General features: G+C 69.3%; 22 protein-coding genes. 20 read left to right on the top strand and 2 right to left on the bottom strand.

Annotated elements, in window-relative coordinates:
* Positions 1-8 precede the first annotated feature (8 nt).
* From VNJ48_RS03795 to VNJ48_RS03735, 13 genes are all read left to right on the top strand, one after another.
* Positions 9-821: a glycerophosphodiester phosphodiesterase family protein gene (locus VNJ48_RS03795; RefSeq protein ID WP_325599263.1), complete on the top strand. Its 813-nt coding sequence runs from the start codon at positions 9-11 to the stop codon at positions 819-821.
* A complete protein-coding gene (locus tag VNJ48_RS03790) occupies positions 821-1951 on the top strand; it encodes a glycosyltransferase (RefSeq protein WP_325599261.1) in 1131 nt (376 codons plus the stop codon). Before VNJ48_RS03795 ends, VNJ48_RS03790 begins: the two co-directional genes overlap by 1 nt.
* A gap of 195 nt (positions 1952-2146) precedes the next feature.
* Positions 2147-3163 carry a phosphate ABC transporter permease subunit PstC gene (pstC, locus tag VNJ48_RS03785; protein WP_325599259.1) on the top strand — a complete coding sequence of 339 codons (1017 nt, stop codon included), beginning with the start codon at positions 2147-2149 and terminating at the stop codon, positions 3161-3163.
* Entirely contained in the window at positions 3163-4329 is a 1167-nt protein-coding gene (pstA, locus tag VNJ48_RS03780; RefSeq protein WP_325599257.1) for a phosphate ABC transporter permease PstA, read from the top strand. The genes pstC and pstA overlap by 1 nt, the downstream gene beginning before the upstream one ends.
* Positions 4326-6041: a substrate-binding domain-containing protein gene (locus VNJ48_RS03775; protein ID WP_325599256.1), complete on the top strand. Its 1716-nt coding sequence runs from the start codon at positions 4326-4328 to the stop codon at positions 6039-6041. The genes pstA and VNJ48_RS03775 overlap by 4 nt, the downstream gene beginning before the upstream one ends.
* Positions 6038-8629: a hypothetical protein gene (locus tag VNJ48_RS03770; RefSeq protein ID WP_325599255.1), complete on the top strand. Its 2592-nt coding sequence runs from the start codon at positions 6038-6040 to the stop codon at positions 8627-8629. Before VNJ48_RS03775 ends, VNJ48_RS03770 begins: the two co-directional genes overlap by 4 nt.
* Positions 8626-9567, top strand: coding sequence for a sortase (locus tag VNJ48_RS03765; RefSeq protein WP_325599253.1), 942 nt, complete (start codon positions 8626-8628; stop codon positions 9565-9567). Before VNJ48_RS03770 ends, VNJ48_RS03765 begins: the two co-directional genes overlap by 4 nt.
* A 38-nt stretch (positions 9568-9605) precedes the next feature.
* Positions 9606-11174, top strand: a complete 1569-nt coding sequence (locus VNJ48_RS03760; RefSeq protein WP_325599251.1) for an Ig-like domain repeat protein — start codon at positions 9606-9608, stop codon at positions 11172-11174.
* Between the two features lie 84 nt (positions 11175-11258).
* The gene (pstB, locus tag VNJ48_RS03755; RefSeq protein WP_325599249.1) at positions 11259-12131 is read left to right on the top strand and encodes a phosphate ABC transporter ATP-binding protein PstB; all 873 of its coding nucleotides are present in this window, start codon (positions 11259-11261) and stop codon (positions 12129-12131) included.
* On the top strand, positions 12128-12916 hold the full coding sequence (locus VNJ48_RS03750) for a lytic transglycosylase domain-containing protein (RefSeq protein ID WP_325599247.1): 789 nt from the start codon (positions 12128-12130) through the stop codon (positions 12914-12916). The genes pstB and VNJ48_RS03750 overlap by 4 nt, the downstream gene beginning before the upstream one ends.
* Positions 12917-13031: 115 nt before the next feature.
* A complete protein-coding gene (locus tag VNJ48_RS03745; protein WP_325599245.1) occupies positions 13032-14153 on the top strand; it encodes a glycosyltransferase family 1 protein in 1122 nt (373 codons plus the stop codon).
* A 128-nt stretch (positions 14154-14281) separates the two neighbouring features.
* Positions 14282-14983: an SGNH/GDSL hydrolase family protein gene (locus tag VNJ48_RS03740; RefSeq protein WP_325599243.1), complete on the top strand. Its 702-nt coding sequence runs from the start codon at positions 14282-14284 to the stop codon at positions 14981-14983.
* 85 nt (positions 14984-15068) lie between these two features.
* Positions 15069-16199, top strand: coding sequence for a S8 family peptidase (locus tag VNJ48_RS03735; RefSeq protein WP_325599241.1), 1131 nt, complete (start codon positions 15069-15071; stop codon positions 16197-16199).
* Between the two features lie 90 nt (positions 16200-16289).
* Here the strand turns inward: VNJ48_RS03735 and VNJ48_RS03730 are convergent, their stop codons facing one another.
* Positions 16290-16412 (bottom strand): hypothetical protein, encoded by a 123-nt coding sequence (locus VNJ48_RS03730; protein ID WP_325599239.1) that lies wholly within the window; start codon positions 16410-16412, stop codon positions 16290-16292.
* Positions 16405-16890, bottom strand: a complete 486-nt coding sequence (locus tag VNJ48_RS03725; RefSeq protein WP_325599237.1) for an SRPBCC family protein — start codon at positions 16888-16890, stop codon at positions 16405-16407. Before VNJ48_RS03725 ends, VNJ48_RS03730 begins: the two co-directional genes overlap by 8 nt.
* Positions 16891-17008: 118 nt before the next feature.
* On the opposite strand from VNJ48_RS03725, the gene VNJ48_RS03720 reads away from it, so the two are divergent.
* From VNJ48_RS03720 to VNJ48_RS03690, 7 genes are all read left to right on the top strand, one after another.
* Positions 17009-18163 (top strand): glycosyltransferase, encoded by a 1155-nt coding sequence (locus VNJ48_RS03720; RefSeq protein WP_325599235.1) that lies wholly within the window; start codon positions 17009-17011, stop codon positions 18161-18163.
* 27 nt (positions 18164-18190) lie between these two features.
* The gene (locus VNJ48_RS03715; protein ID WP_325599233.1) at positions 18191-19573 is read left to right on the top strand and encodes a wax ester/triacylglycerol synthase family O-acyltransferase; all 1383 of its coding nucleotides are present in this window, start codon (positions 18191-18193) and stop codon (positions 19571-19573) included.
* Between the two features lie 120 nt (positions 19574-19693).
* Positions 19694-20020 (top strand): hydrogenase maturation nickel metallochaperone HypA, encoded by a 327-nt coding sequence (locus tag VNJ48_RS03710; protein WP_325599231.1) that lies wholly within the window; start codon positions 19694-19696, stop codon positions 20018-20020.
* Position 20021: 1 nt separating this feature from the next.
* Positions 20022-20816 (top strand): hydrogenase nickel incorporation protein HypB, encoded by a 795-nt coding sequence (hypB, locus tag VNJ48_RS03705; protein WP_325599229.1) that lies wholly within the window; start codon positions 20022-20024, stop codon positions 20814-20816.
* 139 nt (positions 20817-20955) lie between these two features.
* Complete coding sequence (locus VNJ48_RS03700; RefSeq protein WP_325599227.1) at positions 20956-22011, top strand: hypothetical protein; 1056 nt, start codon at positions 20956-20958, stop codon at positions 22009-22011.
* Positions 22012-22086: 75 nt separating this feature from the next.
* Positions 22087-23847 carry a nickel-dependent hydrogenase large subunit gene (locus tag VNJ48_RS03695; RefSeq protein WP_325599225.1) on the top strand — a complete coding sequence of 587 codons (1761 nt, stop codon included), beginning with the start codon at positions 22087-22089 and terminating at the stop codon, positions 23845-23847.
* Positions 23848-23851: 4 nt separating this feature from the next.
* Complete coding sequence (locus VNJ48_RS03690; protein ID WP_325599223.1) at positions 23852-24775, top strand: NifU family protein; 924 nt, start codon at positions 23852-23854, stop codon at positions 24773-24775.
* Positions 24776-24782: the final 7 nt, after the last annotated feature.

Here is a 24782-nt window from a genome sequence, read left to right as displayed (position 1 = left end):
CTCGAGTCATGAGATACGGCGAGGAGCTCGGCCCACTGGCGATCGCCCACCGCGGTGGCCTTGCGCTGGGCCCGGAGAACACGTTGGCCACCTTCGCGCGGGCCACCGCGCTCGGACTGCGTTACCTCGAGACCGACGTCCGGACGACCAGCGACGGTGTGCTCGTGTGCTTCCACGACGCCACCCTCGAGCGGGTCACCGGCCAGCCCGGCTCCGTCGCCGACCACACGTTGTCATCGCTGCGGCGCCTGCGGGTCGAGGGCCGTGAGCAGATCCCGACACTGGCCGAAGCGCTGGCGACATTTCCCCACACCCGCTTCGCCATCGACCTCAAGGACGACGGGGTCGCTCCTGCACTGGTCGCACTGCTCCGAGCGAATCCGGCGTGGGCCGGCCGGATCTGCATCGCGGGCTCGTGGTCGGGCCGCCTGCTGCAAGTGCAGCGCGCCGTGCCCGAGGTGACGACCGCGCTCGCCTGGCCCGCGTTGACCGCCCTGATCGCCGCCTCGCGCGCCTATGCACGGCCACCGGCGCGCATCTCGTCGGGGACGTTCGCCCACGTCCCGCTGCGGCTGGGCCGGGTGCCGATCTATGCCAACCGCGTCGTCCACCGCGCCCACGCACTCGGCGTGCGCGTCGCGGTGTGGACGGTGAACGACCAGCCGACCATGCACGGGCTGCTCGACGCCGGCGTCGACGCGATCATCACCGACAACCCGGACCTGCTGCGCGAGGTCCTCATCTCGCGCAACCAGTGGTCCGGCCTGGCGCCCGTGACTCGGAACGCGCCTGGGCCGCTGAGCGCGAAGAGCATGACCTGATGCGCATCGCCCAGCTCGCCAACTTCATCGGTCCGTCGTCGGGAGGCATGAAGACCGCAGTGCATGCGCTCGGCAACGGGTACGCCGCAGCGGGCGTCGAGCGTCTTCTCGTCGTGCCGGGCCCCCGTGACACTCGCACGGCCACCGAGGCGGGTGACATCGTCGAAGTGCGCGCGCCGCGCGTCGGCGGGGGATACCGGCTCATCCTCGAGCCGTGGCGCGTGATCGAGGTGCTGGAGGAGTTCGCGCCGACCTCGGTGGAGGTCTCGGACAAGTCGACGCTGCTGCCGGTCACCGGCTGGGCGCGCCGCCGGGGCGTGTCCTCGCTGCTGTTCTCCCATGAACGCCTCGACGCGATGCTGGAGCTGCGCACGGGCTGGACGGTGGGCATCGCGCCCCCTGTCGACCTGTTGAACCGGGTGCTTGCCCGTCGCTTCGACGGCATCGTGGTCACGTCCGACTTCGCCCGCCGCGAGTTCCAGTCGATCGCGTCAGCCGCTGGGACTCCTGTGCACCAGGTCGCGCTGGGCGTCGACCTCGACACCTTCCGACCGCTCGCTGCCGAACGCCCCGAGGACGGCACGCTGAGACTCGTGCACTTCGGCAGGTTGTCCCGGGAGAAGAGCCCGGAGCTGGCAGTCGCCACCGCCCTCTCACTGCACCGCCGCGGCGTTTCGGTGCAGCTCGACGTGTATGGCGACGGGCCGCAGCGCGAAGACCTCGAGCGCTTGGCCGCCAGTGGACCGGTCGTGTTCCACGGCCACGTCTCGGATCGCTCGACGCTGGCCACGGCCGTCGCGAGAGCCGACGTCGCGCTCTCGCCGTGCCCGGGGGAGACCTTCGGGCTGGCCGTCCTGGAGGCGCTCGCCTCGGGGACCCCGGTCGTCACCGCGAACACCGGCGGGGCGCGCGAGCTCGTCGACCGGTCTTCCGGCGACTGGGCTGCGCCGGAGCCGGACGCGTTGGGCGATGCGGTGCTGCGTGTGGCCGCCCGGCCGACCGGCCTCCGCCGCGCCGGGTCGCGCCGACGAGCCGAGAAGTTCGGCTGGGACCGGACGGTCGAGGCGATGCTCGCGCTCCATCGCGACCTCGCGGACGATCGATGTGGCCTGGTCCCTGAGTCCGCCTGAACCGACGTGGTGCCTGAGCTGCTGGACGGATTTGTTGGGGGAGCAAGTGCCAAGCGTTCGCCGTGCGTTCACCGGTCACCGCCGTTCCGTTTCGACGGGCCCTCGACACTGACGCCGTCTCCAGACCGGATCGGGCCGCGCGGGGAAGTCAGCCTTGTCAGCATTCGCCTCCGGGCCAGCACCTGAAAGTCCTTCGTGACCACCCTGCCTGCCGTGGAGTCGTACACCGACGCTCCTGAGGTCGTTCGACGCAAGCTCGCCCGCAGGGCGACCGGCGGCGACCGCGTCTTCGAGCTGAGCGCCTCCGCCGTCGGTGCCAGCGTGCTGCTCGTCACCGGTGGCATCGGCGTGTTCCTGGCCTGGCAGTCGGTGCCGACGCTGCAGCGCTACGGGTGGAGCTTCTTCACCGAGTCGACCTGGCAGCCCGAGGCCGACACGCTGGGCATCGGTGCCGTCCTGGTCGGCACGCTCTCGGTCGCGGCAGTGGCCATGGTCATCGCGTTTCCTCTCGCCCTGCTGACAGCGCTGTTCATCAGCGAGTACGCGCCGGCCCGCATGAAGTCGACCCTCGTCTCCCTCGTCGACCTGATGGCTGCGGTGCCTTCGATCATCTACGGCATGTGGGGCTACTTCCTCGTCATGCCCCATGCGGCTGCGTTCGCACTCTGGTTGCAGCAGAACTTCGGCTGGTTGCCCGTCTTCGAGGTGGCAGGAGACCCCGATGCCGCGGTCTGGGACCAGTCGCGCTACATCGGCAGCGCTTTCTGCGCTGGCATCGCGGTGGCGATGATGGTCCTGCCGATGTCGTGCGCCGTCATGCGCCAGGTTTTCTCCCAGACGCCGCAGGGCGAGAAGGAAGCCGCCCTGGCGCTCGGCTCCACCCGCTGGGGCATGGTCCGGACAGTCGTCATTCCCTTCGGCCGGGGCGGCATCATCGGCGGCACCATGCTCGGCCTCGGCCGCGCCCTGGGCGAGACCATCGCCGTGCTCCTGATCATCTCGCCCGACTTCGTCATCAAGCCCCGCGTCCTCGAGGTCGGCACCAACACCGTCAGCGCCCTGATCGCCGGTCGCTTCGGTGACGCCAGCGCGGCCCAGCTGAGTGCCCTGCTCACCGCCGGTTTCGTGCTCTTCGTGATCACGCTGATCGTCAACACCCTCGCTGCGGTCATCGTCAATCGCAGCCGTTCGGGCGCCGGGACGGACGCGTGATGACGACACAGACCACCGAGCGACCGGCACGGACGGTCCTGCCCGTCCTCGACCCTGATGCGCCGCCGCAGCAGGCGCGACCTGGGCTCGGAAAACCGACCTCGGAGGAGTCCTTCACCCTGGTCGGCACCTGGGTGGGGGCTCTGGCCATGGCGTGGCTGCTGACCCAACGCCTGTTGCCCCTCGGCGGCTGGGCGTGGCTCATCGCAGCCTGGGTGGCGGTTGGCCTCGTCCTCACTGTCGTCACCGGCGCGATGAGCGGGCGTCGCGTCGACGTCGCCGACCGCGTCGCTGCCGCCGTCATCACCTCCGGCGCCGTGGTCGTGGGTGCAGCGCTGGTGAGCACCGTCGGGTTCGTCGTCTTCCGCGGTTGGGAGCCCTTGCTCCACCTCAACTTCTTCATCGACGACATGTCCGGAGTCGGCCCCCGCGACCCGTTCGACCGAGGGGGTATCGGCCACGCCATCGTCGGCTCCGCGATCCAGCTCGGCATCGCGATCGCTGTGACGCTCCCGCTCGGGATCGGCACGGCCGTCTTCATGACCGAGGTGGGCGGCAGGTTCGCCGGCATCGTCCGCACCATCGTCGAGGCGATGACCGCCCTGCCCTCGATCGTCGCCGGCCTGTTCATCTACACCGTGCTGATCGTCGCCGTCGGCTTCCCCCGCTCCGGCTTCGCGGCGGCCATGGCGCTGAGCGTGATGATGCTGCCGATCATCGCCCGCGCCGCCGACGTCGTGCTGCGCGTGGTCCCGGGCGGCCTGCGGGAGGCCAGTCTCGCCCTGGGGGCGAGTCGCTGGCGCACGGTCTGGCACGTCGTGCTGCCGACCGCTCGCCCGGGTCTGGCCACCGCTGTCATCCTCGGCGTCGCTCGCGGTGTGGGGGAGACGTCGCCCGTGCTGCTCACCAGCGGGGTGGCCAGCTTCATGGTGACCAACCCCACCGACGGCGTCATGAACTCACTCCCGCTCTACATCTTCAAGGGCGCTCGCAGCCCCGAGGGGATGGACATCGAACGCGCCTTCGCGGCCGCGACGGTGCTGCTGATCCTCGTGCTGGCCCTCTTCGTGATCGCCCGCCTGATGGCGCGCCAGCGCACCACGGCACCCCGTCCGAGCCTGCTCAGCCGGCTACGCCGCCTCGTCCCGCACCAGGAGAACCGATGACCCGCCGACTCAGCCAGCTGCTCGCCCTGCTGGTGCTCGCCCTGCTGTCGGGCCTCCTGACCGGCAGCTCCACCGGAGCTGTCGCCGCCGACCCGTCGGGCGAGGAACTGCCGGCGCCGGCCCAGCGTGCGGCGTACGCGCAGATCGAGGGCTCGGGCTCCACGTGGTCCGAGGTCATCGTCCAGCAGTGGATCTCCGACGTCGACGCCCTGGGCATGAAGGTCACCTACAACGGCGGCGGCTCGAGCCAGGGCCGCAAGAACTTCGCCCAGAACGTCACGGACTTCGGGATCTCCGAGATCCCCTATCCGGGAGTCGACGAGTTCGGCAACGCCGACAACAGCAACGGCCGTGAGTTCGCCTACCTGCCGATCGTCGCCGGCGGCACGGCCTTCACCTACCAGCTCAAGATCGGCAACGAGCTGGTCCGCAACCTGCGTCTCTCCGGCGAGACCATCACCAAGATCTTCACCGGGCAGATCACCGACTGGAGCGACCCGGCGATCACCGCTGACAACAACGGTCGGGCCTTCCCGAAGCTGGCGATCACGCCGGTCGTCCGTTCGGACGGCTCGGGGACCACGGCTCAGTTCACGACCTGGATGAACAGCGAGTACGGCTCGATCTGGCAGCCCTTCTACGGTCGTGCGGGCTTCACGTCCTACTTCCCGCGCCAGGGCCGGATGCTGGCGCAGTCGGGGTCGGACCAGGTGATGAACACGATCTCCGGGTTCGCCGGCAACGGCACGATCGGCTACGTCGAGTACGCCTACCCGGTCAACAAGGACTACCCGGTCGTCAAGGTGCTCAACAAGGGCGGCTTCTACGTGGAGCCCACGCAGTACAACGTCGCCGTGGCCCTGACCAAGGCGCAGATCAACGAGGACAAGTCCTCCAAGGACTACCTGACCCAGATCCTCACGGGCGTCTACCGCGCAGAAGACCCGCGGGCCTACCCGCTGTCCTCCTACAGCTACATGATCGTCCCGACCGGTGCGACCGACCAGCGGATGACGACGGCCAAGCGGCAGACGCTCGCCGACTTCATGTACTACTCGCTGTGCGAGGGACAGTCCAAGGCGGGGCCGTACGGCTACTCGCCGCTGCCGCTCAACCTCGTGCAGGCCGGGTTCTCCCAGCTGTCGCTGCTCTCCACCGCTGACCCGGCCGTCGACCTGACCAACCGGGACGTGACGAAGTGCAACAACCCGACGTTCGTCGCCGGCGACCTCAAGCGCAACAAGCTCGCCGAGATCGCACCGCAGCCTGCCTCCTGCGACAAGCAGGGCGAGGGCCCCTGCGGCACCTCGACCGGGACCGGTGAGCCCTCGACCGACGAGGCCACGGTGCCGGACACCGAGGCAGGCGGGGACACGAAGGGCGACAAGCAAGGCGGAGGCACGCAGGGCGGTGCTGCCGTCCCGCCTCCGGACTCCGGGGGTACGCCGAACGGTGCACCGGTCATCGACCCGGTCACCGGCGAGCAGATCGCCGCGCCCGGCGGCGCGGCGGTCGAGTCGGCGAGCGGCACGACCGACGGCACGGCCGTCTCCGACGTGCCGCTCTACGCCACCCCCACCGAGCTGTCCGCGGAGCGACCCATGGACGGCCAGGCGTTCGGCTGGCTCGTCGCCCTGGAGCTGCTTGCCCTGATCCTGGTGCCCGGCATCATCCTCAGTCGTCGCGCTGCCCGCCAAGGGGGGACTCGATGAGGGCCCTCAGGCTCGCCGCGGCGGCCATCCTCGTGGCGACGCTGGCGCTGATCGGCTCGACCACTGCCCAGGGCGTGCAGGCTCCGGCCGAGGACACTGCGGCGTACTCCCAGACCAAGACGCTCAACCGCACCTTCGTGGTCGACGGCCAGGAGCTGGTCGTCGACCAGCGCGACGTCACGGTGACCGTCGATCGGACCACCGAGCTGCGCGGTCGTGAGCGGATCAACATCAGCTGGTCAGGAGCACACCCGACTGGGGGCCGTGCGCCCAGCCCGTACGGCGAGCTCGGGCTCAACCAGGAATACCCCGTGGTCATCCTGCAGTGCCGCGGTCTCGACGACCCGAGCCTGCCCCCCGAGCAGCAGCTCGCGCCCAGCACGTGCTGGACGTCCACGCGTCAGCAGCGCTCACAGCTCGTTGACGAGACCCAGGCCGTGTGGCGGCACGACGTCCATGGCAACGACTTCGATCGTGCCCAGAAGTCGGGGCTGACTCCGATCCCGCCGGAGTGCGCCGACGTGGAGACCCTGTCCACCCACGTCACTGCGTTCGTTGCCGCCAACGGGACCGTCTACCCGTCCTGTACGGCCGAGACGATGGCGCCCGAGGCCGCGGTCGGGGCGGCTTTCCCGCCGGCCGAGATCGCCGCCTTCACCGACGCCGATGGCAACGGTGCCACCAAGTTCGAGGTCCGATCCGCAGTCGAGAACGAGTCGCTGGGCTGCTCGGACACGGTCAGGTGCTCGGTCGTCGTGATCCCCATCCAGGGGATCTCGTGCCTCGACTCCGACCGGGAGTGCATGAAGTCGGGGCGCTTCCTGCCGGGTGAGGGCAACTACAACAACGCCGGGGTGGATGCCAGCGTCTCGCCGTCGCTGTGGTGGGCGCCGTCCAACTGGCGCAACAGGTTCTCGGTCCCACTCGACTTCGGCCTGCCGCCCGACGCGTGTGACGTGCTCGACTCCCGTCCACCGACCGGCTTCTACGGCTCCGAGCTGATGGCCCAGGCGTCCCTGCAGTGGTCTCCCGCCTACTGCCTGGACAAGAGCCGGTTCAAGTTCCAGCACAACAAGATGTCCGACGATGCCGGCTTCAACCTGATGGAGTCAGGCGGGGGCGTGGCCGCGTTCGTCTCGAGCGAGCACGAGCCCAAGGGCACCGAGCCGGTCGGCTATGCGCCGGTCGCCGTGACCGGATTCTCGATCGGCTACATCATCGACCGGCCCGACAATGCGGGAGAGTTCAGCGACCTGCGCCTGAACGCGCGCCTGCTGGCGAAGCTGCTGACGCAGTCCTACCTCGGCAGCGAGCGAGCCCGCAGCCATCAGGGCATGGGCAGCAATCCGATCTCGTTCAACCTCGACCCCGAGTTCCAGCAGCTCAACCCGGGTCTCGACACCGTCGGGCGAGAGGCCGCCGCGACCGTGCTGTCGTTGTCGGAGAGCAGCGACGTGATGCAGACGCTCACCTCCTACATCGCCAACGACAAGCAGGCGATGGAATGGATCAACGGCAAGCCCGACCAGTGGGGAATGGCCGTCAACCCCACGTACAAGAAGATCGAGCTGCCCGTGCCTCTGTGGCCGCTGCTCGACGACTTCGTGGCACCGAGCGAGCAGGAGTGCTACGTCCAGAACCCGGCGCCGTACTTCACTCAGATCGCGGCGCCCGTCACCTCGCTGCGCAAGATCGCCGAAGCGGTCCTCGACGCGTGGCCGAACGTCCAGACCAAGTGCGAACGGGCCGTGGTCACCGACCCGTGGAAGATCGGTCGCGTGGACCGACAAGGTGTCGGCTCACGGATGATGCTCGGCATCGTCAGCACCGCAGACGCACGGCGCTTCGGCCTGCGCGAGGCGAGCCTCGAGACCTCACAAGGCTCCTTCGCGGCGCCCACCGACGCCGCGATGACCAAGGCGCTCGCGTTGGCCGAGCCCTCGAAGAGCGGTGACGGGCCGTTCACCCTGGACATCAAGGACGTCGTCAAGGCCGGGAATGCCTACCCCGGCACCATGATCGTCTACACAGCCGCCCTGACCCACGGGCTGGCGAAGGCCGACGCGGTCAAGGTCGCGGACTTCATCGACATCGCCACGACCGAGGGACAACGGGCCGGGTTCGGCAACGGTGAGCTCCCACCCGGCTATCTCGCCCTCGCCAGGACGGGACCCACAGCGCCGTTGTTCAAGCAGGCCAAGGCGGTTGCCGAGGTCATCGGCGCCCAGAGCGGCACCCCTCTGGGCGGGACGGACGAGGACGGCGCAGGCGAGACGCCCGCCAGCGGCGTCGATGAGGGCGGCGTGTCCGCACCGGGCGGGTCTCCGTCTGGGCCCGGCAGTGTCACCGAGGTGAGTCCGCCGGCGCCCGAGGCCGGCGCGGAACCCGATCCCAAGGGCGCGGGGAAGCCGCCCGAGGAAAAGCCTGCCAAGGCGCCGAAGCCGGAACCGGTCGCGATGCCGGACACCGAGCTGACCTCCTCCGCGGTCGCAGGTCAGCTCATCCCCGTCCTGCTGGGCATCGCGCTGCTCGCGGCGCTGGCCACCAGCCTGCTCCGGCTGGGTCTCTCGCGCCGGAGGCCGTTGTGACGACCCTGGCCCAGCGGCCCGCCCAGAAGAGCACGGCGGCGAAGCCCGCGGCAGCACGGCCTCCGGCGGCGCGCCCGCCCTCGTGGTCCGGTCCGTCGGCGTCCACCCGCCAGGCCCTCGACGTCGTCTCCACCACGACAACCATGCTTGCCCTGGTGGCCATGTGGGCCGCCGTGCAGATGCTGTTCCTGGGTGGCCTGGCCCAGCAGCGGGAGCAGGCCGCGCTCTACGACCAGTTCCGGGGCGAGCTCGCCGCGGCCACCGCGCCGATGGGTCCCGTGACCGAGCTCGGCGCGCCCGTCGCGCTGCTCTCGATCCCGCACCTCGGCCTCGAGCAGATCGTGGTCGAAGGTACGGCGTCCAGCGACCTGCTCGACGGCCCCGGCCACATGAGGAACACGGTCCTGCCCGGCCAGGTCGGCACCGCCGTGGTGATGGGTCGCGCCAAGACCTACGGCGCCCCCTTCGGCTCGATCGCCGAGCTGCGCCCCACGGACGCCGTCACGGTGGTGACGGCCCAGGGCGCGAAGGAGTTCTCGGTCATCGGCGTCCGCCGCGCCGGCGACCCCCTCCCGCAGCCGCGACCCGAGGGTGCCGCCCGGATCGTCCTGGTGAGTGCCGAGGGCTCCGGCAGGTTCGCCGACCTCACCCCCGGCGAGGTCGTCTACGTCGACGCCCAGGCCAAGAAGGGCTTCCCTGCACCGGCGGGTCTCCCGACCGCCGTCCCCGATCCGGAGCAGCCCATGGGCACAGAGCGAGGGGCCCTCCCACTCCTCGCCCTGTCCCTGGGGCTGCTCCTGGCGATGACCTTGCTGGTCATGGCCGCCCGCCAGCGCTGGTCCGACGCCACGGTCTGGGTGGTGACGACTCCGGTCGTGATCGCCCTGGCCTGGCAGACGACCGATGTCGTCATGCGCTTGCTGCCCAACCTGCTGTGACCAACCCAAAGCACCACCCAACGAAAAGGAATCAACAGATGTCTGTTCGCAGGCTCATCACCGGCGCGGCGACCGCGTCGCTCGTGGCGGCGTCCGTCGCCATTGCGGCGCCGGCCAGCGCCGACCCGTCCTTCGTCCCGGTCGCCACGGACTACGTCGGCGTCGGGTCCGACACCTCGATGTTCGCGCTCAACTACCTGGCAGACGGCAAGGACGGCATCGCGGGCTTCAACGCGGGTCGAACGGCTGGCCGCCTCGCATCCTTCGACGCCGGCACTTCGGGCACCATGGTGCTGCGTGAGGGTGCCGCGCCGGTCAACCGGTCGACGTACAACGGCTCGGGCAACGGGAAGAAGGCGCTGTACGGCGGTAGCAACAACACCGACGTGGACTTCGCGCGCTCCTCCTCGGCCATCGACGCCACCGAGAAGTCCGCAGGTCTCTTCGCCTACCCCTTCGCCAAGGACACGCTCGCGCTGGCCACGGCCAAGGTCTCCAACGCGCCGGCGACCATTGCGCCCGCGGACATGGTCAAGATCTACAACGGCACCTACACCAACTGGAGCCAGGTCCCCGGCGGTGTTGCTGGCACCATTGCCCCGAAGATCCCGCAGACCGGCTCCGGCACCCGCTCGTTCTTCGTCGGTGAGCTGACGAAGGCCAACGGCGGCACCCCCGTCACCCTGGCCGGGACGGTCGCCGAGGTGCAGGAGCACGACGCCACCCTGATCAAGAGCGACCCCAACGCCGTGGCGCCCTTCTCCATCGGCCGCAACGCCGTCGACGGTGACCAGCTGCGCATCGAGGGCGGCTTCGTCGCCGCTCGCGCGCTCTACAACGTCGTGCGCCAGGCGCAGCTCAGTGACGCCGGCATCCTCAGCATCTTCGGCGTCGACGGCTTCGTCTGCTCGCCTGCCGCCAAGCCCCTCATCGAGAAGGCCGGCTTCGAGCAGCTCGCACTTCCCTCGAAGGGCGGCGTCTGCGGCCAGCCCACCCAGGACGCGACCAGCAACCTGGTGACCAAGGAGGTGGCGACCACCACCACCCTCGCCGGCACCTCGACGTCCGCCGGTGTCGCCACCCTGACCGCCACCGTCACGGCCGCCTCGGCGCCCGACGGCCTGGTCAGCTTCTTCGAGGGCGCGCGCCTGGTCGGCACCTCGCCGCTGACCGGCGGCAAGGCGACCAAGGCCGTCACCGGGCTCACTGCTGGTGCGCACACCTTCGTCGCGAAGTACGCCCCGTCCGCCAACTCCGCCTTCGCGGTCTCGGAGTCGGCGCCCGTCACGGTCAACGTCGTCGCGGCCACGCCTCCGCCGGTGGTCAAGGCGTCGACCAAGCTGGTCGAGAAGTTCAAGGCGTCCTACCCGAAGGCTGCCTCCTACAAGGGCAAGATCCTCGTCAAGGAGACCGCGGTCGGCGCTGCCACCGGCAAGATCGTCGTCAAGCTGGGCACGAAGACCGTCGGCAAGGGCACGGTCAAGGCGGGCAAGGTCGTGCTCAAGCTGAAGAAGCTGAAGAAGGGCAAGAACAAGCTGACCGCGGTCTATGCGGGTGACAGCAAGTTCGTCGGTTCCAAGCTCAAGTTCAAGATCGTCATCAAGTGAGACCAGCGGGTCCGGGCGGTTGCTGACTCCGCCCGGGCCCGCCACGCTCCTCATCACCGCTCCGCCCACCAGAAGAGACGCGCCATGACTTCGAGACTGTCCACCGACGTCGACCCGACGACGACCCTCCCGCCGTACGCCGAAGGCTCGGTCGACACGGGAGGCACCCAGGCTCCGCGTGAGCTCGCGCAGCTCGAAGCGCGGGAGATCACCGCGTGGTTCGGTCAGCACAAGGTGCTGGACCGGGTCTCCCTGACGATGCCGGCCGGTGAGATCACGGCACTCATCGGTCCGTCCGGCTGTGGCAAGTCCACCTTCCTGCGCATCCTGAACCGGATGCACGAGCTCGTGCCCTCCGCGGCGATGGCCGGTGAGGTCAGGCTCGACGGGGTCGACATCTACGACCCGCAGCGCAAGCTCACTGACGCCCGTCGCAGCATCGGGATGGTGTTCCAGAAGCCCAACCCGTTCCCCGCCATGTCGATCCGGGAGAATGTCATCGCGGGCCTGAAGCTGACCGGCACCCGGATCCCGAAGTCGGAGAAGGAGGAGCTGGTCGAGCGCTCGCTCACCCGAGCCGGTCTGTGGAAAGAGGTGAAGGACCGACTCGACGCACCCGGCGGTGGACTGTCGGGCGGCCAGCAGCAGCGGCTGTGCATCGCTCGATCGCTCGCCATCAAGCCCCAGGTGCTCCTCATGGACGAGCCCTGCTCGGCGCTCGACCCCACGTCGACCCGAGTCATCGAGGAAACCATGAAGGAGCTCGCGACCGAGGTCACCATCGTCATCGTGACTCACAACATGCAGCAGGCGGCGCGAGTCTCGGACACGTGTGCGTTCTTCCTGGCTGCGCAGGGCACGCCCGGGGTGATCGTCGAGCACGGCGACACCGAGGCGATGTTCTCCAGCCCCCAGGACAAGCGGACCTCCGACTACGTCAACGGCCGCTTCGGGTGAGGTTTGCGCCTGCTCTGGGTCTGTTGGCCGGGGTGGCGCTGCTGGGCGCCACCGGACTGGCCGCGCACCACGCAGAGGGCGGCGATCGCCGCGAGCTCCTTGTCGACGAGGTCGTTCCGGTCGTCGCGGTGCCCGCACCGAGCCCCGCCGTGTCGGCGCCGAAGCCTGCCGGACAGGTGCGGGTCAGGACAGGCCAGCCGCGCGCAAGATCGCTCGGATCGAGGGCAGCCGCTGCCGTCGACCCGCGATGGGCGCGCCGTACGGCCGTGTCCAGCGGCATCCCGCTGCCGGCCCTGACGGCATACGCGAGAGCCAGCGTGCTGGCGCCCAGGGGTTGTCGGATCGGATGGACGACCCTGGCCGGTGTCGGTTGGATCGAGTCCCAGCACGGCACCATCGGGGACCGGCGGCTGCGGCGTGACGGCCAGTCCTCCGTCCCGATCCTGGGGCCCGCGCTCGACGGCTCGGGGGAGTTCGCCGCCATCGAGGCCACCCGCGACTCTGCTCGCTGGCACGGCGATCGCGACTGGGACCATGCCGTCGGTCCGATGCAGTTCATCCCGTCGACGTGGCGCACGTGGCAGGTCGATGGCGACGGCGACGGCGTCGCGGACCCCAACGACGTCGATGACGCTGCTCTCGCAGCAGCGCGCTACCTCTGCCAGTCCGGTGACCTCATGCTCGGCGACACGTGGTCGCAGGCAATCCTCAGCTACAACCACTCGACCGACTACGTGCTCGACGTCTACGCGGCTGCGGACACGTACGCCGAACGCACGGGCTGAGACCACCACACCCACGTACACCGCTGGCCGCGCCCTCCCGGCGCGCCTCATACCCTTCACCCAACGCGGCGGCCGTCGTTGCAAAGCGTTCACGAGGCCGCCCGAGGGTGAGGGCATGCGCATCGCGATCGTCACCGAGTCCTTCCTGCCGCAGGTCAACGGCGTGACGAACACCGTCCGTCACACGCTCGACCACCTCCTCGACCTCGGGCACCAGGCCATGGTCATCGCACCCGGCCCGGGGCCGACCACCTACCGATCCGCACCGGTCGTCCGGGTGCGCTCGGTGGGCCTGCCTGGCTACCGATCGTTCTCGGTCGGCCTGCCGGACTCGGCCGTGGAACGCTCGCTCAGGGAGTTCCGGCCAGATCTCGTGCACCTTGCGTCACCCTTCGCCCTGGGTGTGACCGGTCTCAGGGCGGCCGAGCGCCTCGGCCTCCCGACGGTGGCGATCTACCAGACCGACATCGCCGGGTTCGCCCGCCACTACGGCATCCGCGCGGATGCTGCGATCTCCAAGTGGGTGGGTCGCATCCACCGCCGAGTCGATCGCACGCTGGTCCCGTCCACGTCGGCCCACGAGCAGCTTGCGGCGCTGGGCGTCTCCAACCTGCACATGTGGCGGCGCGGGGTCTCGCTGGACCTCTTCTCCCCAGCACGACGGAGCCAGGAGCTGCACGACAGCTGGACGCAGGGCAGCCCGGGGTCCCTGGTCATCGGGTACGTCGGACGGTTGGCGCCCGAGAAGCAGGTCAGCCGCCTGCTCGAGATCTCGTCCGTCCCCGGCACCCGCCTCGTCGTCGTGGGTGACGGACCTGCTCGCAGCTGGCTCGCCAAGCACCTTCCCGACGCCACCTTCACCGGCATGCTGCGAGGCGAGGAGCTGGCGCAGGCGTTCGCGAGCCTGGACGTGTTCGTGCACACGGGGGAGTCGGAGACGTTCTGCCAGACCATCCAGGAGGCGCAGGCCAGCGGTGTCCCCGTCGTCGCCCCCGCCGTGGGCGGTCCGCTGGATCTCGTGACGCCCGGGCGGACCGGGCTGCTGTTCAAGCCGGGAGAGGCGGGTGGTCTGCGCCGGTGCGTCGAGACCCTGGCGTTCGACGAAGATCTCCGCGCGGCCGTGGCACGCGAAGGCATCACGTCCGTCGCCCAGCGGAGCTGGGCCACCGTGGTGGACGAGCTGATCGATGTGCACTACGCGGCGGCGCTTCACCGCGTCGCCGGCGCGGCGGCTTGATGCCACGGGCCCGCACTCTGGTCCCGTGGGGGATTGCTTCCGTTGCGACGGCCTCGGCGCTGGCCCTGTTGGGGAGCCAGGTCTTCCGGCTGCAGGCAAGGGCGGCTCGTAGGCTCATCGGGAAGCCGTTGGGTGAGGACGCTCTCGCGGCCGACAAGATCTACAAGAAGAAGAACGGCGACCTCATCGAGCTGTTGATGCTGGGTGACTCCATCGCCGCCGGGCTGGGTGCCGATCGGCCCAAGGACACGCTCGGTGGCCAGTTGGCGAAGCGGCTGGCCAACAGCACCAAGCGCGCCGTACGCCTGCACACCGGTGCCTGCGTCGGCGCCGAGACCTCGATGGTCCGTGCCCAGCTCGCCGCACTCCCTCCCGGATATCGCGCCGATGTCGCTGTCATCGTCGTCGGGGGCAACGACGTGACCCACCGTGTACGCCCGGCGGTGTCGGGCCACCATCTGGCCGAGGTCATCGAGGCACTGCGTGGCAACGACACCGAGGTCGTCGTCGGGACCTGCCCCGACCTGAGCGCGCTCACCGCCGTGCCTCAACCCTTGCGGGCCGTCGGTGCGCGCGCGTCGCGTCAGCTGGCGAACACCCAGCGAGAGGTGGCGACCGCCTGCGGCGCCTACGCCGTGTCCCTTGCTGAGGTCGTCGGGCCGTTCTTCATCGCCCACCCCGACGAGATGTTCGCGATGGACCGGTTCCACCCGTCGGGTGCTGGCTACCGGCGTACGGCGAAGGCACTGATGCCCAGCGTCCTGGCGGCACTGGGCTACGAGGAGTCGCTGCCCTTCGGTCATCACGGCCCGGTGTCACGCATCAACTAATTGATCCGTTGTCCGTGACCTCTGCGACGCCGGCCCGTTGGACCTACGAGACAAGCACGTCCCCAACGGAAAGGCATGTTGTCCCATGCGCCGAATTCTCGGATCAGCCCTCCCCCTCGCACTGACCGCCGCGCTGCTGCACGGCAGCACCGCCCAGGCAGCCACCAACGACCCGCTGCGCGACCTGCAGTGGGGCCTGGACCAGGTCCGCGCCGAACAGGCGTGGACCTCGACGAAGGGGGCCGGAGCGGTCGTGGCCGTGGTCGACACCGGCGTCGACTTCGCCCACCCAGACCTCAAGGCCAACCTCCTGCAGGGGGCCACCTTCACCGACTGCAAGGCCCAGTCGCCCTGCGGCAATGGTGACTTCCGCGGCCCGGACGGCGTGAACAACGGTGACGAGCACGGCACCCACGTGGCCGGCATCGTCGCGGCCGTGACCAACAACGGCATCGGCGTCGCCGGCACCGCACCGGACGCGAAGATCCTGCCGGTCAAGGTGCTCGAGGACGGCAGCGGCTCCTTCGAGGAGATCGCTGCCGGCATCCGCTGGTCCGCCAACAACGGTGCCGATGTCATCAACCTGAGCCTCGGCGCCCTGCCCGGGGCCCAGGCGCTCACCCTGACCGGTCTCGAGAGCTCGGTGACCGAGGCGATCGCCTACGCCAACAGCAAGGGCGTCTCCGTCATCGCAGCGGCCGGCAACTCCGCAACCGCACTGTGCAGCACGCCGGCCTTCGAGCCCGGCGCCGTGTGCGTCGCCTCGACCGACCGCAACGAGGCCAAGAGCTGGTTCTCCGAGCTGCCGAACAAGGCCGACCTCAAGGCGGTGTCGGGCCCCGGTGGTGCCGGCCTGCTGTTCTGCGAGGACGACATCGTCTCGACGGTGCCGCTCGGCACCGGCAGCGCGGGCTGCGGCCAGCGTGACTACGACTTCTACGCCGGTACGTCGATGGCCACCCCGCACGTCGCGGGCGTCGCAGCGCTGCTCTTCGCACAGGGTCGCAACCGCGTCGAGGTCGAGCGCGTGCTGCTCGACACGGCGCGTCAGCCCCTGACTGAGGTCAACGGGGTCTACTCGCCGGTCTTCGGCTGGGGCATCGTGGACGCGGCCGCGGCCGTGGCGACCCCGGTCACCACTGCCCCGGCGCCCACCAAGGGCAAGCGCGGCAGGGGCGGCAAGGCCCGCGCGGGCGGCAAGAAGACCCGCCGCTGAGGCACTGCACTCGTCGACGGCCCGGTCCTGCTCGGACCGGGCCGTCTACAAGTCAGCTGGCCAAGCTCGCGTAGCGCAGCGCCGTCGAGGTCAGCGGACGAAGACCCGCGCGATCACGCCGACCACGTGCGCAGCCAGCTCAGCCACGCCCCCGATCACCCCGACGCGGTCCACGCTCGTCGGCTCGTCGTCGTTGTCGGAACGCTCAGTCATCGCGGCCCTCCGCTGCGGTCTTGATCCGGGCCAGCGTCTTGCGCATCCCGGACAGCAGCGACTCGGAGAAGGCGTCCTGGCCGCCCATGAAGCCGTCGGTGAGCTCACGGGAGAGGTCGGAGATGCCGTCCGGCACCTCCCGACGCTGCGTCAGCCGGGTGCCGCCGTCGGTCGCCTCGAGGTGGAAGGACCACACGGCCCAGTTCTCCTCCACCCGGAAGGCGAGCTCCTGCTCGGGCTCGAACCGGACGATCTCGGCGTGCGTGGTCCACTCCAGCTCCCCGTGCACGTTGCGGTTGGTGAACTGGGCGCCGAGCGCGCACGTCTCGAAGCCGCTGCGCAACCGGGTCGAGGTCACCTGCGGGCTCCAGTCCGGCATGCGGCGTACGTCGCTGACGAGCTCCCAGACGTCGTTGACGGGAGCGGTGATGTCGATGCTCTGCTCGAGCACGGGGCGTACGGCGTCTGGCGATTCCACGGCTCCGACCATAGCGGCCGCCCAGGACCCCCGAGGTGTGCTGGTCGTCACCCGGTTCGCGTGTCAGAGTAGGACTCCGCCAACCCATCAGTCGGTCGCGGCGGGGGAGGTCCGTCAAGTGCGTGTCCTCATCAGCTCGACCCCGGGCTACGGGCACATCTTCCCGATGTTTCCCCTCGCGCGGGCTCTTTCGCGAGCTGGCCACGAGGTCCTCTGGGCGACCAGTCGTGATGCCGCTCAGCCGATCCGTCAACGCGGGATCGACGTCGTCCACGCTGGTCTGTCCGGCGACGCGCTGCACGGCGGCATGAGCGCAGTCAAGACCGCGGCTCTCGACGTGCCGCCGCCGCAACGCGCGGCGTACGTCTACCCAAGGATGTTCGGCCGCCTGCTCACCCCGCCGATGGCATCCGATCTGCTGCCGTTGGCCCGCGATTGGCGGCCGGACGTGATGGTGCACGAGCACGCGGAGCTGGGCTCTCCACTGGTCGGAGGGGTGCTGGGCATTCCGACGGTGACGCATGCGTTCGGCGGGGCGATCCCTTCCGCGATCCTCGACTCCGCGTCGGAGATGGTGGCTCCGACCTGGCGAGAACACGGGCTCGCAGTGCCGCCGTACGCCGGATGCTTCGGCTCTCTCTATCTCGACATCTGTCCCTCCTCGGTCCAGTCGGTGCCCGTCGGACACATCCCGCAGGTCCAGGCGCTGCGACCAGTTGCCGAGCCCGCGCCCTGCGATGCCGGTCTCCCCGAGTGCGTTGCCAAGGACGCTCGGCCGCTCGTCTACGTCACCCTCGGCACAGTTCAGAACCACTCGCCGGTGCTGCCCCGCGTTGTGGATGCGCTGGCCTCGTTGGACGTGCGCGTGCTGGTGACGGTGGGCCCGGACGGCGACCCCGCCTCGTTGGGCGAGCAACCGGCCCACGTGCGCGTGGAGACATGGGTCGACCAGACGCACGTCTTCCAACACTGCTCGGTCGTGGTCTCGCACGCCGGCTCCGGCACGTTCTTGGGTGCCCTCGCGGCGGGTCTGCCGCAGGTGTGCCTGCCGCTCGCGGCCGATCAGTTCCGCAATGCGGAGGGTGGCCTTCGCGCCGGAGCGGCCGTGGTCATCGCGCCCGGGCAGTTCAGCCAGGCCGGGGTCGCCGACGCGGTCGTGTGCCTCCTCACCGACGACAGCTTCCGCGACGCGGCTCGAAACGTGGCGGCCGAGATCCAGCGGATGCCCGCAGCGGCCGAGGCCGTCCAGGTGCTGGCGCGACTGGTCACCTGACTTGGACCGGCATGTCAGGCTCGACGGGTGAGAGACCATCGCGTCAACCCCGTCGACGCCGTCTGGCTGAGCATGGACGGTCCGGACAACTTGATGGTCATCGAGAGCCTGATGTTCTTGGACGGACCGGTCGACCGGGCACGACTCGAGCACGTGCTCCGGACGCGACTCCTCGAGCTCTTCCCGGTCTTCTCCCGTCGTCCCCTCCCGGGTCGCGGGAAGTGGGGCCGACCCCGCTGGCGCGACGTGGGAGAGCTCGACCTGAGCCGGCACCTGCGCGAGGTCCGGCTCCCCGCGCCGGGCGGCGACGCGGAGCTGCAGGCCTACGTCGGGACGTGTCTCGCCACGCCCCTGCCGCGGGACCGTCCGCTGTGGGACATCCACCTCATCGAGGGCCTGGCCGAGGGTTCGGCGATCTATGTGCGTCTTCACCACGCACTTGCCGACGGGATCGCGTTGACCCAGGTGCTGTTCTCCCTCACGGACCTGTCCGATGAGGGTGATCGCGACGGCTCCTTCCATCCCGACGGCCGTCACCACCTGCTCTCCGAAGTGGTCCAGGCGGCACGACGGGTGGCGCCCGAGGTGCCGCAGCTCCTGCGTCCGGCTCGGATCCGGGCCGGCTTCCGGACGGGGGCCCGGCTCGGGTTCAGCGGAGTCGGGGTGATGAAGAAGCTGCTCTTCACCCGCAACCCCGAGAGCCCTGTCTCCGGCGTCGCCGGTCCGGAGAAGCGGGCGGTGTGGTCGGAGCCGATGCAGCTGCAGCGGATCAAGGACATCGCAGCCCACGCCGACGCAACGGTCAACGACGTGCTCGTCTCAGCGCTGGCGGGCGCGCTCGCGCGCTACCAGGTCGAGCACGGCGGGCGTGCGGTCGACCTGCCGACGATGATCCCGGTCAACCTCCGCCCGCTCAACGTGCCGCTCCCGCGCGAGCTGGGCAACCGCTTCGCCCTCGTCCTGCTGAACCTCCCCTCGGGTCGCGGGGAGCCTCTCGCCCGGCTGGCCGAGACCAAGCGCCGGATGGACGTCATCAAGGCCTCCCCGGAGCCCGCCATCACCTTCACCCTGATCCAGGCGATCGGGTGGCTCGGCAACCGGCTCAACCGGCCCTTGGTCACCTTCTTCGCCGGCAAGGTCGCCGGCGTGACCACCAACGTCCCCGGCCCGCGGGAGCCGCGATACCTCGCCGGCACCCGGATCTCAGGGCTCCTGGGCTGGGTCCCCGGCTCGGGTCAGCAGGCGCTCGGGACGTGCATCTTCACCTATGCAGGCACCGTGCGGATCGGCTTCAAGACCGACACGGCCGTCATCGCTGACCCCGAGCGGATCCTGGCCGCCTTCCATGCCGAGATCGAGACCCTCGATGCCGCGTTCGTCGTGGCCCGTCTCGTCTCAACGGGTGACTGAAGGCCGGTAGGTCACGGTCATCCCCGCCCGCCTGCCCGGTCTCCAAGCCCCACGTCCCCGCGCCGCAGCCCTTGTGAGGTCGTGCCGTGCAGACCTACGGTGGCCAGGAGAGGCGGGCCCATGCATGAGCTGGCGATCGCGGAGAGCGTCGTGTCAGCGGTGCTCGAACGCACCGGTGGCCGGGTGAGCGTCGTCCGCCTGCGTGTCGGACGATTGGCGGGAGTGGTGCCGGACGCCCTGATGTTCTGTTTCGAGCTCGCCGCCGCGGGCACCGCCCTCGAGGGCGCGGCCCTCGAGATCGAGGAACGGGCGGGGGAGGCTCGCTGTCGCGACTGCGACAGCCGATTCTCGATGCGAGACGCGTTCCTCCTGTGCGACTGCGGCAGTGCTGACGTGGAGCTGTTGTCCGGCCGTGAGCTGCAGGTGACCTCGGTGGAGGTGGCCTGAGATGTGCAGCACCTGTGGGTGCGGCGACTCCGACGTCCGCGTGACGACGCCCGGTGCCGCAACAACGGATGGCCACGGGCACGGCGAGCACAGTCACGACGCCGAGCACGGCCATGGCGAGCGCAGTCACGACCATGTGCATCCGGAGCCGGACGACGAGCTGCGCACCCACACCCTCGAGCTCGAGGTCGCCGTGCTGGCCAAGAACGACGGGTTGGCGGCGCGCAACCGGGTCTGGCTCGCCGAGCGCGGCATCACGGCGCTCAACCTGATGAGCTCGCCGGGAGCCGGCAAGACGACCCTGCTCGAGCGCACCATCGCAGCCACCCACCGGGCGGTCAGCGTGATCGAGGGCGACCAGGAGACCCTGTTCGATGCCGAGCGCATCAGGGCCGCCGGCGCCCGGGCGGTGCAGGTCAACACCGGGGCCGGCTGTCACCTCGACGCCATGATGGTGTCCCGGGCGCTCGAGCAGCTGCGGCCTGAGCCGAAAAGCATCGTGTTCATCGAGAACGTCGGCAACCTGGTGTGCCCGGCCCTCTTCGACCTCGGGGAGCTGCGCAAGGTCGTGGTGATCTCGGTGACCGAGGGCGACGACAAGCCGCTGAAGTACCCCCACATGTTTGCCGCGGCCGACCTCGTCGTCATCAACAAGACCGACCTGTTGCCGTACGTCGACTTCGACATCGAGCGTCTGACCGCGGACGCCCGCAAGCTCAACCCGGACGTGCAGCTGGTCCCCGTCTCGGCGAAGACCGGCGACAACCTGGAGGCGTGGCTGGCCTGGCTGACCTGAATCAGGTCATCACCGGAGTGCCTCTTGACAGAGCACTGCGCCGAGGGCTCTCATGGATGCCAGGGAGTGACGCAGGTCACACAGACGACGATCTGCGAACCGAGCGGGGACCGCAAGGGCCCTCAGAGAGCCGGCGCAGATGCCCACAGCCGAAGCAGTCAAGGCCGAACAAACTCTCATCCACGTCTTGTGGATCAACGCTGGTCTCAGTTGTGACGGCGACTCCGTCTCGCTGACGGCAGCGACGCAGCCCAGCATCGAGGAGATCGCGCTCGGCGCCCTCCCGGGGCTGCCCCAGATCGCGGTCCACTGGCCGCTGATCGACTTCGAGTGCGGACCCCAGGGCGGACGTGACGACTTCCTGGAGTGGTTCCACAAGGCCGACCGCGGTGAGCTCGAGCCCTTCGTGCTGGTCGTCGAGGGGTCCATCCCCAACGAGCAGTTGCACGACGAGGGCTACTGGTGCGGGTTCGGCAACAACCCCGAGACCGGACAGCCGATGACGACCAGCGAGTGGCTGGACCGGCTGGCCCCGAAGGCGACCGCGATCGTGGCGGTCGGCACCTGTGCGACGTACGGCGGGATCCACGCGATGGAGGGCAACCCGACCGGCGCGATGGGCGTGCCCGACTACCTCGGCTGGGACTGGAAGTCGAAGGCAGACATCCCCATCGTGTGTGTTCCCGGCTGCCCGGCGCAGCCTGACAACATGGCCGAGACGTTGACCTACCTGCTCTACATGGCCACCGGCCAGGCGCCGATGATCCCGCTCGACGAGGCCCTGCGCCCGACCTGGCTCTTCGGCCAGACGGTGCACGAGGGATGCGACCGGGCGGGCTACTACGAGCAGGGCGACTTCGCGACGGAATACGGCTCACCCAAGTGCATCGTCAAGCTCGGATGCTGGGGACCGACGGTGAAGTGCAACGTCCCCAAGCGCGGCTGGATGAACGGCATGGGCGGTTGTCCCAACGTGGGCGGCATCTGCATCGGTTGCACGATGCCCGGCTTCCCCGACAAGTTCATGCCCTTCATGGACGAGCCGCCGGGCGGCAAGCTCTCGACCACCACGGTCGGGCTCTACGGCACCACGATGCGCCGGCTCCGCCAGGTGACGACCAGGACGCTGGACAAGGAGCCCAAGTGGCGCACGCCCGGCACGACGCTGACGACCGGCGCCAAGCGCACCTGGTAGCCCTCCACCTCCACCCACACCGCACACCGACCGAGAGGCGGCGCGATGACGTCGACCATTCCACAACCCAGCAGCATGACCGAGGACGCCAACGGCCTGACCGAGATGGCGTGGGATCCGATCACCCGCATCGTCGGCAGCCTCGGGATCTACACCAAGATCGACTTCAAGGCCAAGACCGTCGTGGAGTGCAAGAGCACCAGCTCGATCTTCCGCGGCTACTCGATCTTCATGAAGGGCAAGGACCCGCGCGACGCGCACTTCATCACCAGCCGGATCTGCGGCATCTGTGGCGACAACCACGCGACCTGTTCGTGCTATGCCCAGAACATGGCGTACGGCGTGAAGCCGCCGCACCTCGGTGAGTGGATCGTCAATCTCGGTGAGGCCGCTGAATACATGTTCGACCACAACATCTTCCAGGAGAATCTGGTCGGGGTGGACTACTGCGAGAAGATGGTCGCGGAGACCAACCCCGGTGTGCTCGAACTGGCCAACAACACCGAGTGCCCGAACGCAGACGCCCACGGTTACAAGACCATCGGCGACATCATGCGCTCGCTCAACCCGTTCACCGGCGAGTTCTACCGCGAGGCGCTGCAGGTCAGCCGCTGGACCCGGGAGATGTTCTGCCTGATGGAGGGCCGGCACGTCCACCCCTCCACGCTCTACCCCGGCGGCGTGGGCACGGTGGCGACGATCCAGCTGATGACCGACTACATCACCCGGCTGATGCGTTACGTCGAGTTCATGAAGAAGGTCGTGCCGATGCACGACGACCTGTTCGACTTCTTCTACGAAGCGCTGCCGGGCTACGAGGAGGTCGGCAACCGCCGCATCCTGCTGGCCTGCTGGGGCTCGTTCCAGGACCCGGAGTACTGCAACTTCGAGTACAAGGACATGACCGACTGGGGACGCCGGATGTATGTCACCCCGGGCATCGTGGTGGACGGCAAGTTGGTCACGACCGACTTGGTGGAGATCAACCTCGGCATCCGGATCCTGCTCGGCTCGTCCTACTACGACGACTGGGAGGACCAGGAGATCTTCGTCGAGAAGGACCCGCTCGGCAACCCGGTCGACCGGCGGCACCCCTGGAACCAGCACACCAACCCGAAGCCGCAGAAGCGCGACCTCGACAACAAGTACAGCTGGGTGATGTCACCGCGCTGGTTCGACGGCACGGACTACCTCGCCCTCGACACGGGCGGCGGTCCGCTCGCGCGTCTGTGGGCGACGGCGCTGGCCGGCCTCGTCGACATCGGCTACGTGCAGTCGACGGGTGAGTCGGTGAAGATCAACCTGCCCAAGACGGCGCTGAAGGGCCCGGTCGAGCTGGAGTGGAAGATCCCCCAGTGGAGCAACACGCTCGAGCGCAACCGGGCCCGGACCTACTTCCAGGCGTACGCAGCGGCCTGCGCGCTGCACTTCGCCGAGAAGGCGCTGGTCGAGATCCGGGCGGGCCGCACCAAGACCTGGGAGAAGTTCACCGTGCCCGAGACGGGCATCGGGTGCGGCTTCACCGAGGCTGTGCGCGGAGTGTTGAGCCACCACATGGTGATCCGCGACGGGAAGATCGCCAACTATCACCCCTACCCACCGACCCCGTGGAACGCCAACCCGCGTGACTCCTACGGGACGCCGGGACCCTACGAGGACGCGGTCCAGGGTCAGCCGATCTTCGAGGAGAACGACCGGGAGCACTTCAAGGGCATCGACATCATGCGCACGGTGCGCAGCTTCGACCCGTGTCTGCCGTGCGGCGTACACATGTATCTCGGAGAGGGGCAGAAGCTCGAGCTGATGCATTCGCCGACCCAGTCCGTCAGCGGGTAGAGCCGTGGGCGAGGTCGAGGGGACCGAGCAACTCAGGGTGACGGGCGAGCGCATCGACGCGCTGCTTGATGCGAGTGGCTCGGGGGGCGTGGTGGCGCGCGAGCGGGCCGAAGAGCTGGTCCGGCTCGTCGCCGACCTCTACGGCGCTGGCCTCGAGCGGGTCCTCGACATCACCTATGACGCCGGGCACCTCACCGACGACGTGCTGGCCGCGTTGGCTGCGGACGACCTGGTGGCGAGCCTGCTGCTGGTGCATGGTCTGCACCCCTACGACGTGACACAACGCGTCGAGCAGGCGCTGGTGAGCGTCCGGCCCTACCTCGGCTCGCACGGCGGTGACGTCGAGCTGCTCGAGGTCAGCGACGAAGGCACGGTCCGGCTCCGGCTGCTCGGCAGCTGTGACGGCTGCCCCTCGTCGTCGGTGACCCTCAAACTGGCGGTCGAGGGCGCGATCGAGGCCGCCGCCCCCGAGGTCACCAGCATCGAGGTCGAGGACGCCGAGCCGAGCGGTGCCGAGACACTGATCCCGGTCTCGTCCCTGCGCTCGCGTCTCGACGAGACGGCCATGACGATGGCGTCCTGGGAGCCGCTTCCCGACCTCGCCGGGCTGGCAGCAGGCGCTCTCATCACTCTCGAGGTCGGCGGCACGAGGGTCCTTGTCTGCCGCCTCGGCCACGAGCTGTTCGCCTACGCCGACCGCTGCGCCCGCTGCGAGGAGTCGCTCGACGGCGCCGCGCTGTCACGCCGGCTGGGTGCCGCCGTGGGCGAGGCGGTGCTGCGCTGCCCTGCCTGTCGCGCGCACTACGACGTGCGTCGTGCTGGTGCGTGCCTCGACGACGAGACGCTGCACCTGGTCCCCGTCCCACTGCTCACCGAGGGCGGCGTCACCTCAGTCGCAGTCTCGGTCCCGGTCCCGGTCTCGGCATGAAAACACC

It is taken from the genome of Nocardioides sp. (assembly GCF_035576065.1).
In the GTDB taxonomy this organism is placed as follows: Bacteria; Actinomycetota; Actinomycetes; order Propionibacteriales; family Nocardioidaceae; genus Nocardioides.
This window is presented reverse-complemented; position numbering and strand designations above follow the sequence as displayed.

Bases quoted from the DNA above. Each gene is read 5' to 3' on its own strand.
- VNJ48_RS03775 (WP_325599256.1), top strand. From the start codon at position 4,326: ATGACCCGCCGACTCAGCCAGCTGCTCGCCCTGCTGGTGCTCGCCCTG.
- VNJ48_RS03695 (WP_325599225.1), top strand. From the start codon at position 22,087: ATGACCGAGGACGCCAACGGCCTGACCGAGATGGCGTGGGATCCGATC.
- VNJ48_RS03795 (WP_325599263.1), top strand. From the start codon at position 9: ATGAGATACGGCGAGGAGCTCGGCCCACTGGCGATCGCCCACCGCGGT.
- VNJ48_RS03770 (WP_325599255.1), top strand. From the start codon at position 6,038: ATGAGGGCCCTCAGGCTCGCCGCGGCGGCCATCCTCGTGGCGACGCTG.
- VNJ48_RS03760 (WP_325599251.1), top strand. From the start codon at position 9,606: ATGTCTGTTCGCAGGCTCATCACCGGCGCGGCGACCGCGTCGCTCGTG.
- hypB (WP_325599229.1), top strand. From the start codon at position 20,022: ATGTGCAGCACCTGTGGGTGCGGCGACTCCGACGTCCGCGTGACGACG.
- VNJ48_RS03710 (WP_325599231.1), top strand. From the start codon at position 19,694: ATGCATGAGCTGGCGATCGCGGAGAGCGTCGTGTCAGCGGTGCTCGAA.
- VNJ48_RS03790 (WP_325599261.1), top strand. From the start codon at position 821: ATGCGCATCGCCCAGCTCGCCAACTTCATCGGTCCGTCGTCGGGAGGC.
- pstA (WP_325599257.1), top strand. From the start codon at position 3,163: ATGACGACACAGACCACCGAGCGACCGGCACGGACGGTCCTGCCCGTC.
- VNJ48_RS03745 (WP_325599245.1), top strand. From the start codon at position 13,032: ATGCGCATCGCGATCGTCACCGAGTCCTTCCTGCCGCAGGTCAACGGC.
- VNJ48_RS03700 (WP_325599227.1), top strand. From the start codon at position 20,956: ATGCCCACAGCCGAAGCAGTCAAGGCCGAACAAACTCTCATCCACGTC.
- pstB (WP_325599249.1), top strand. From the start codon at position 11,259: ATGACTTCGAGACTGTCCACCGACGTCGACCCGACGACGACCCTCCCG.
- VNJ48_RS03730 (WP_325599239.1), bottom strand. From the start codon at position 16,412: ATGACTGAGCGTTCCGACAACGACGACGAGCCGACGAGCGTGGACCGC.
- VNJ48_RS03735 (WP_325599241.1), top strand. From the start codon at position 15,069: ATGCGCCGAATTCTCGGATCAGCCCTCCCCCTCGCACTGACCGCCGCG.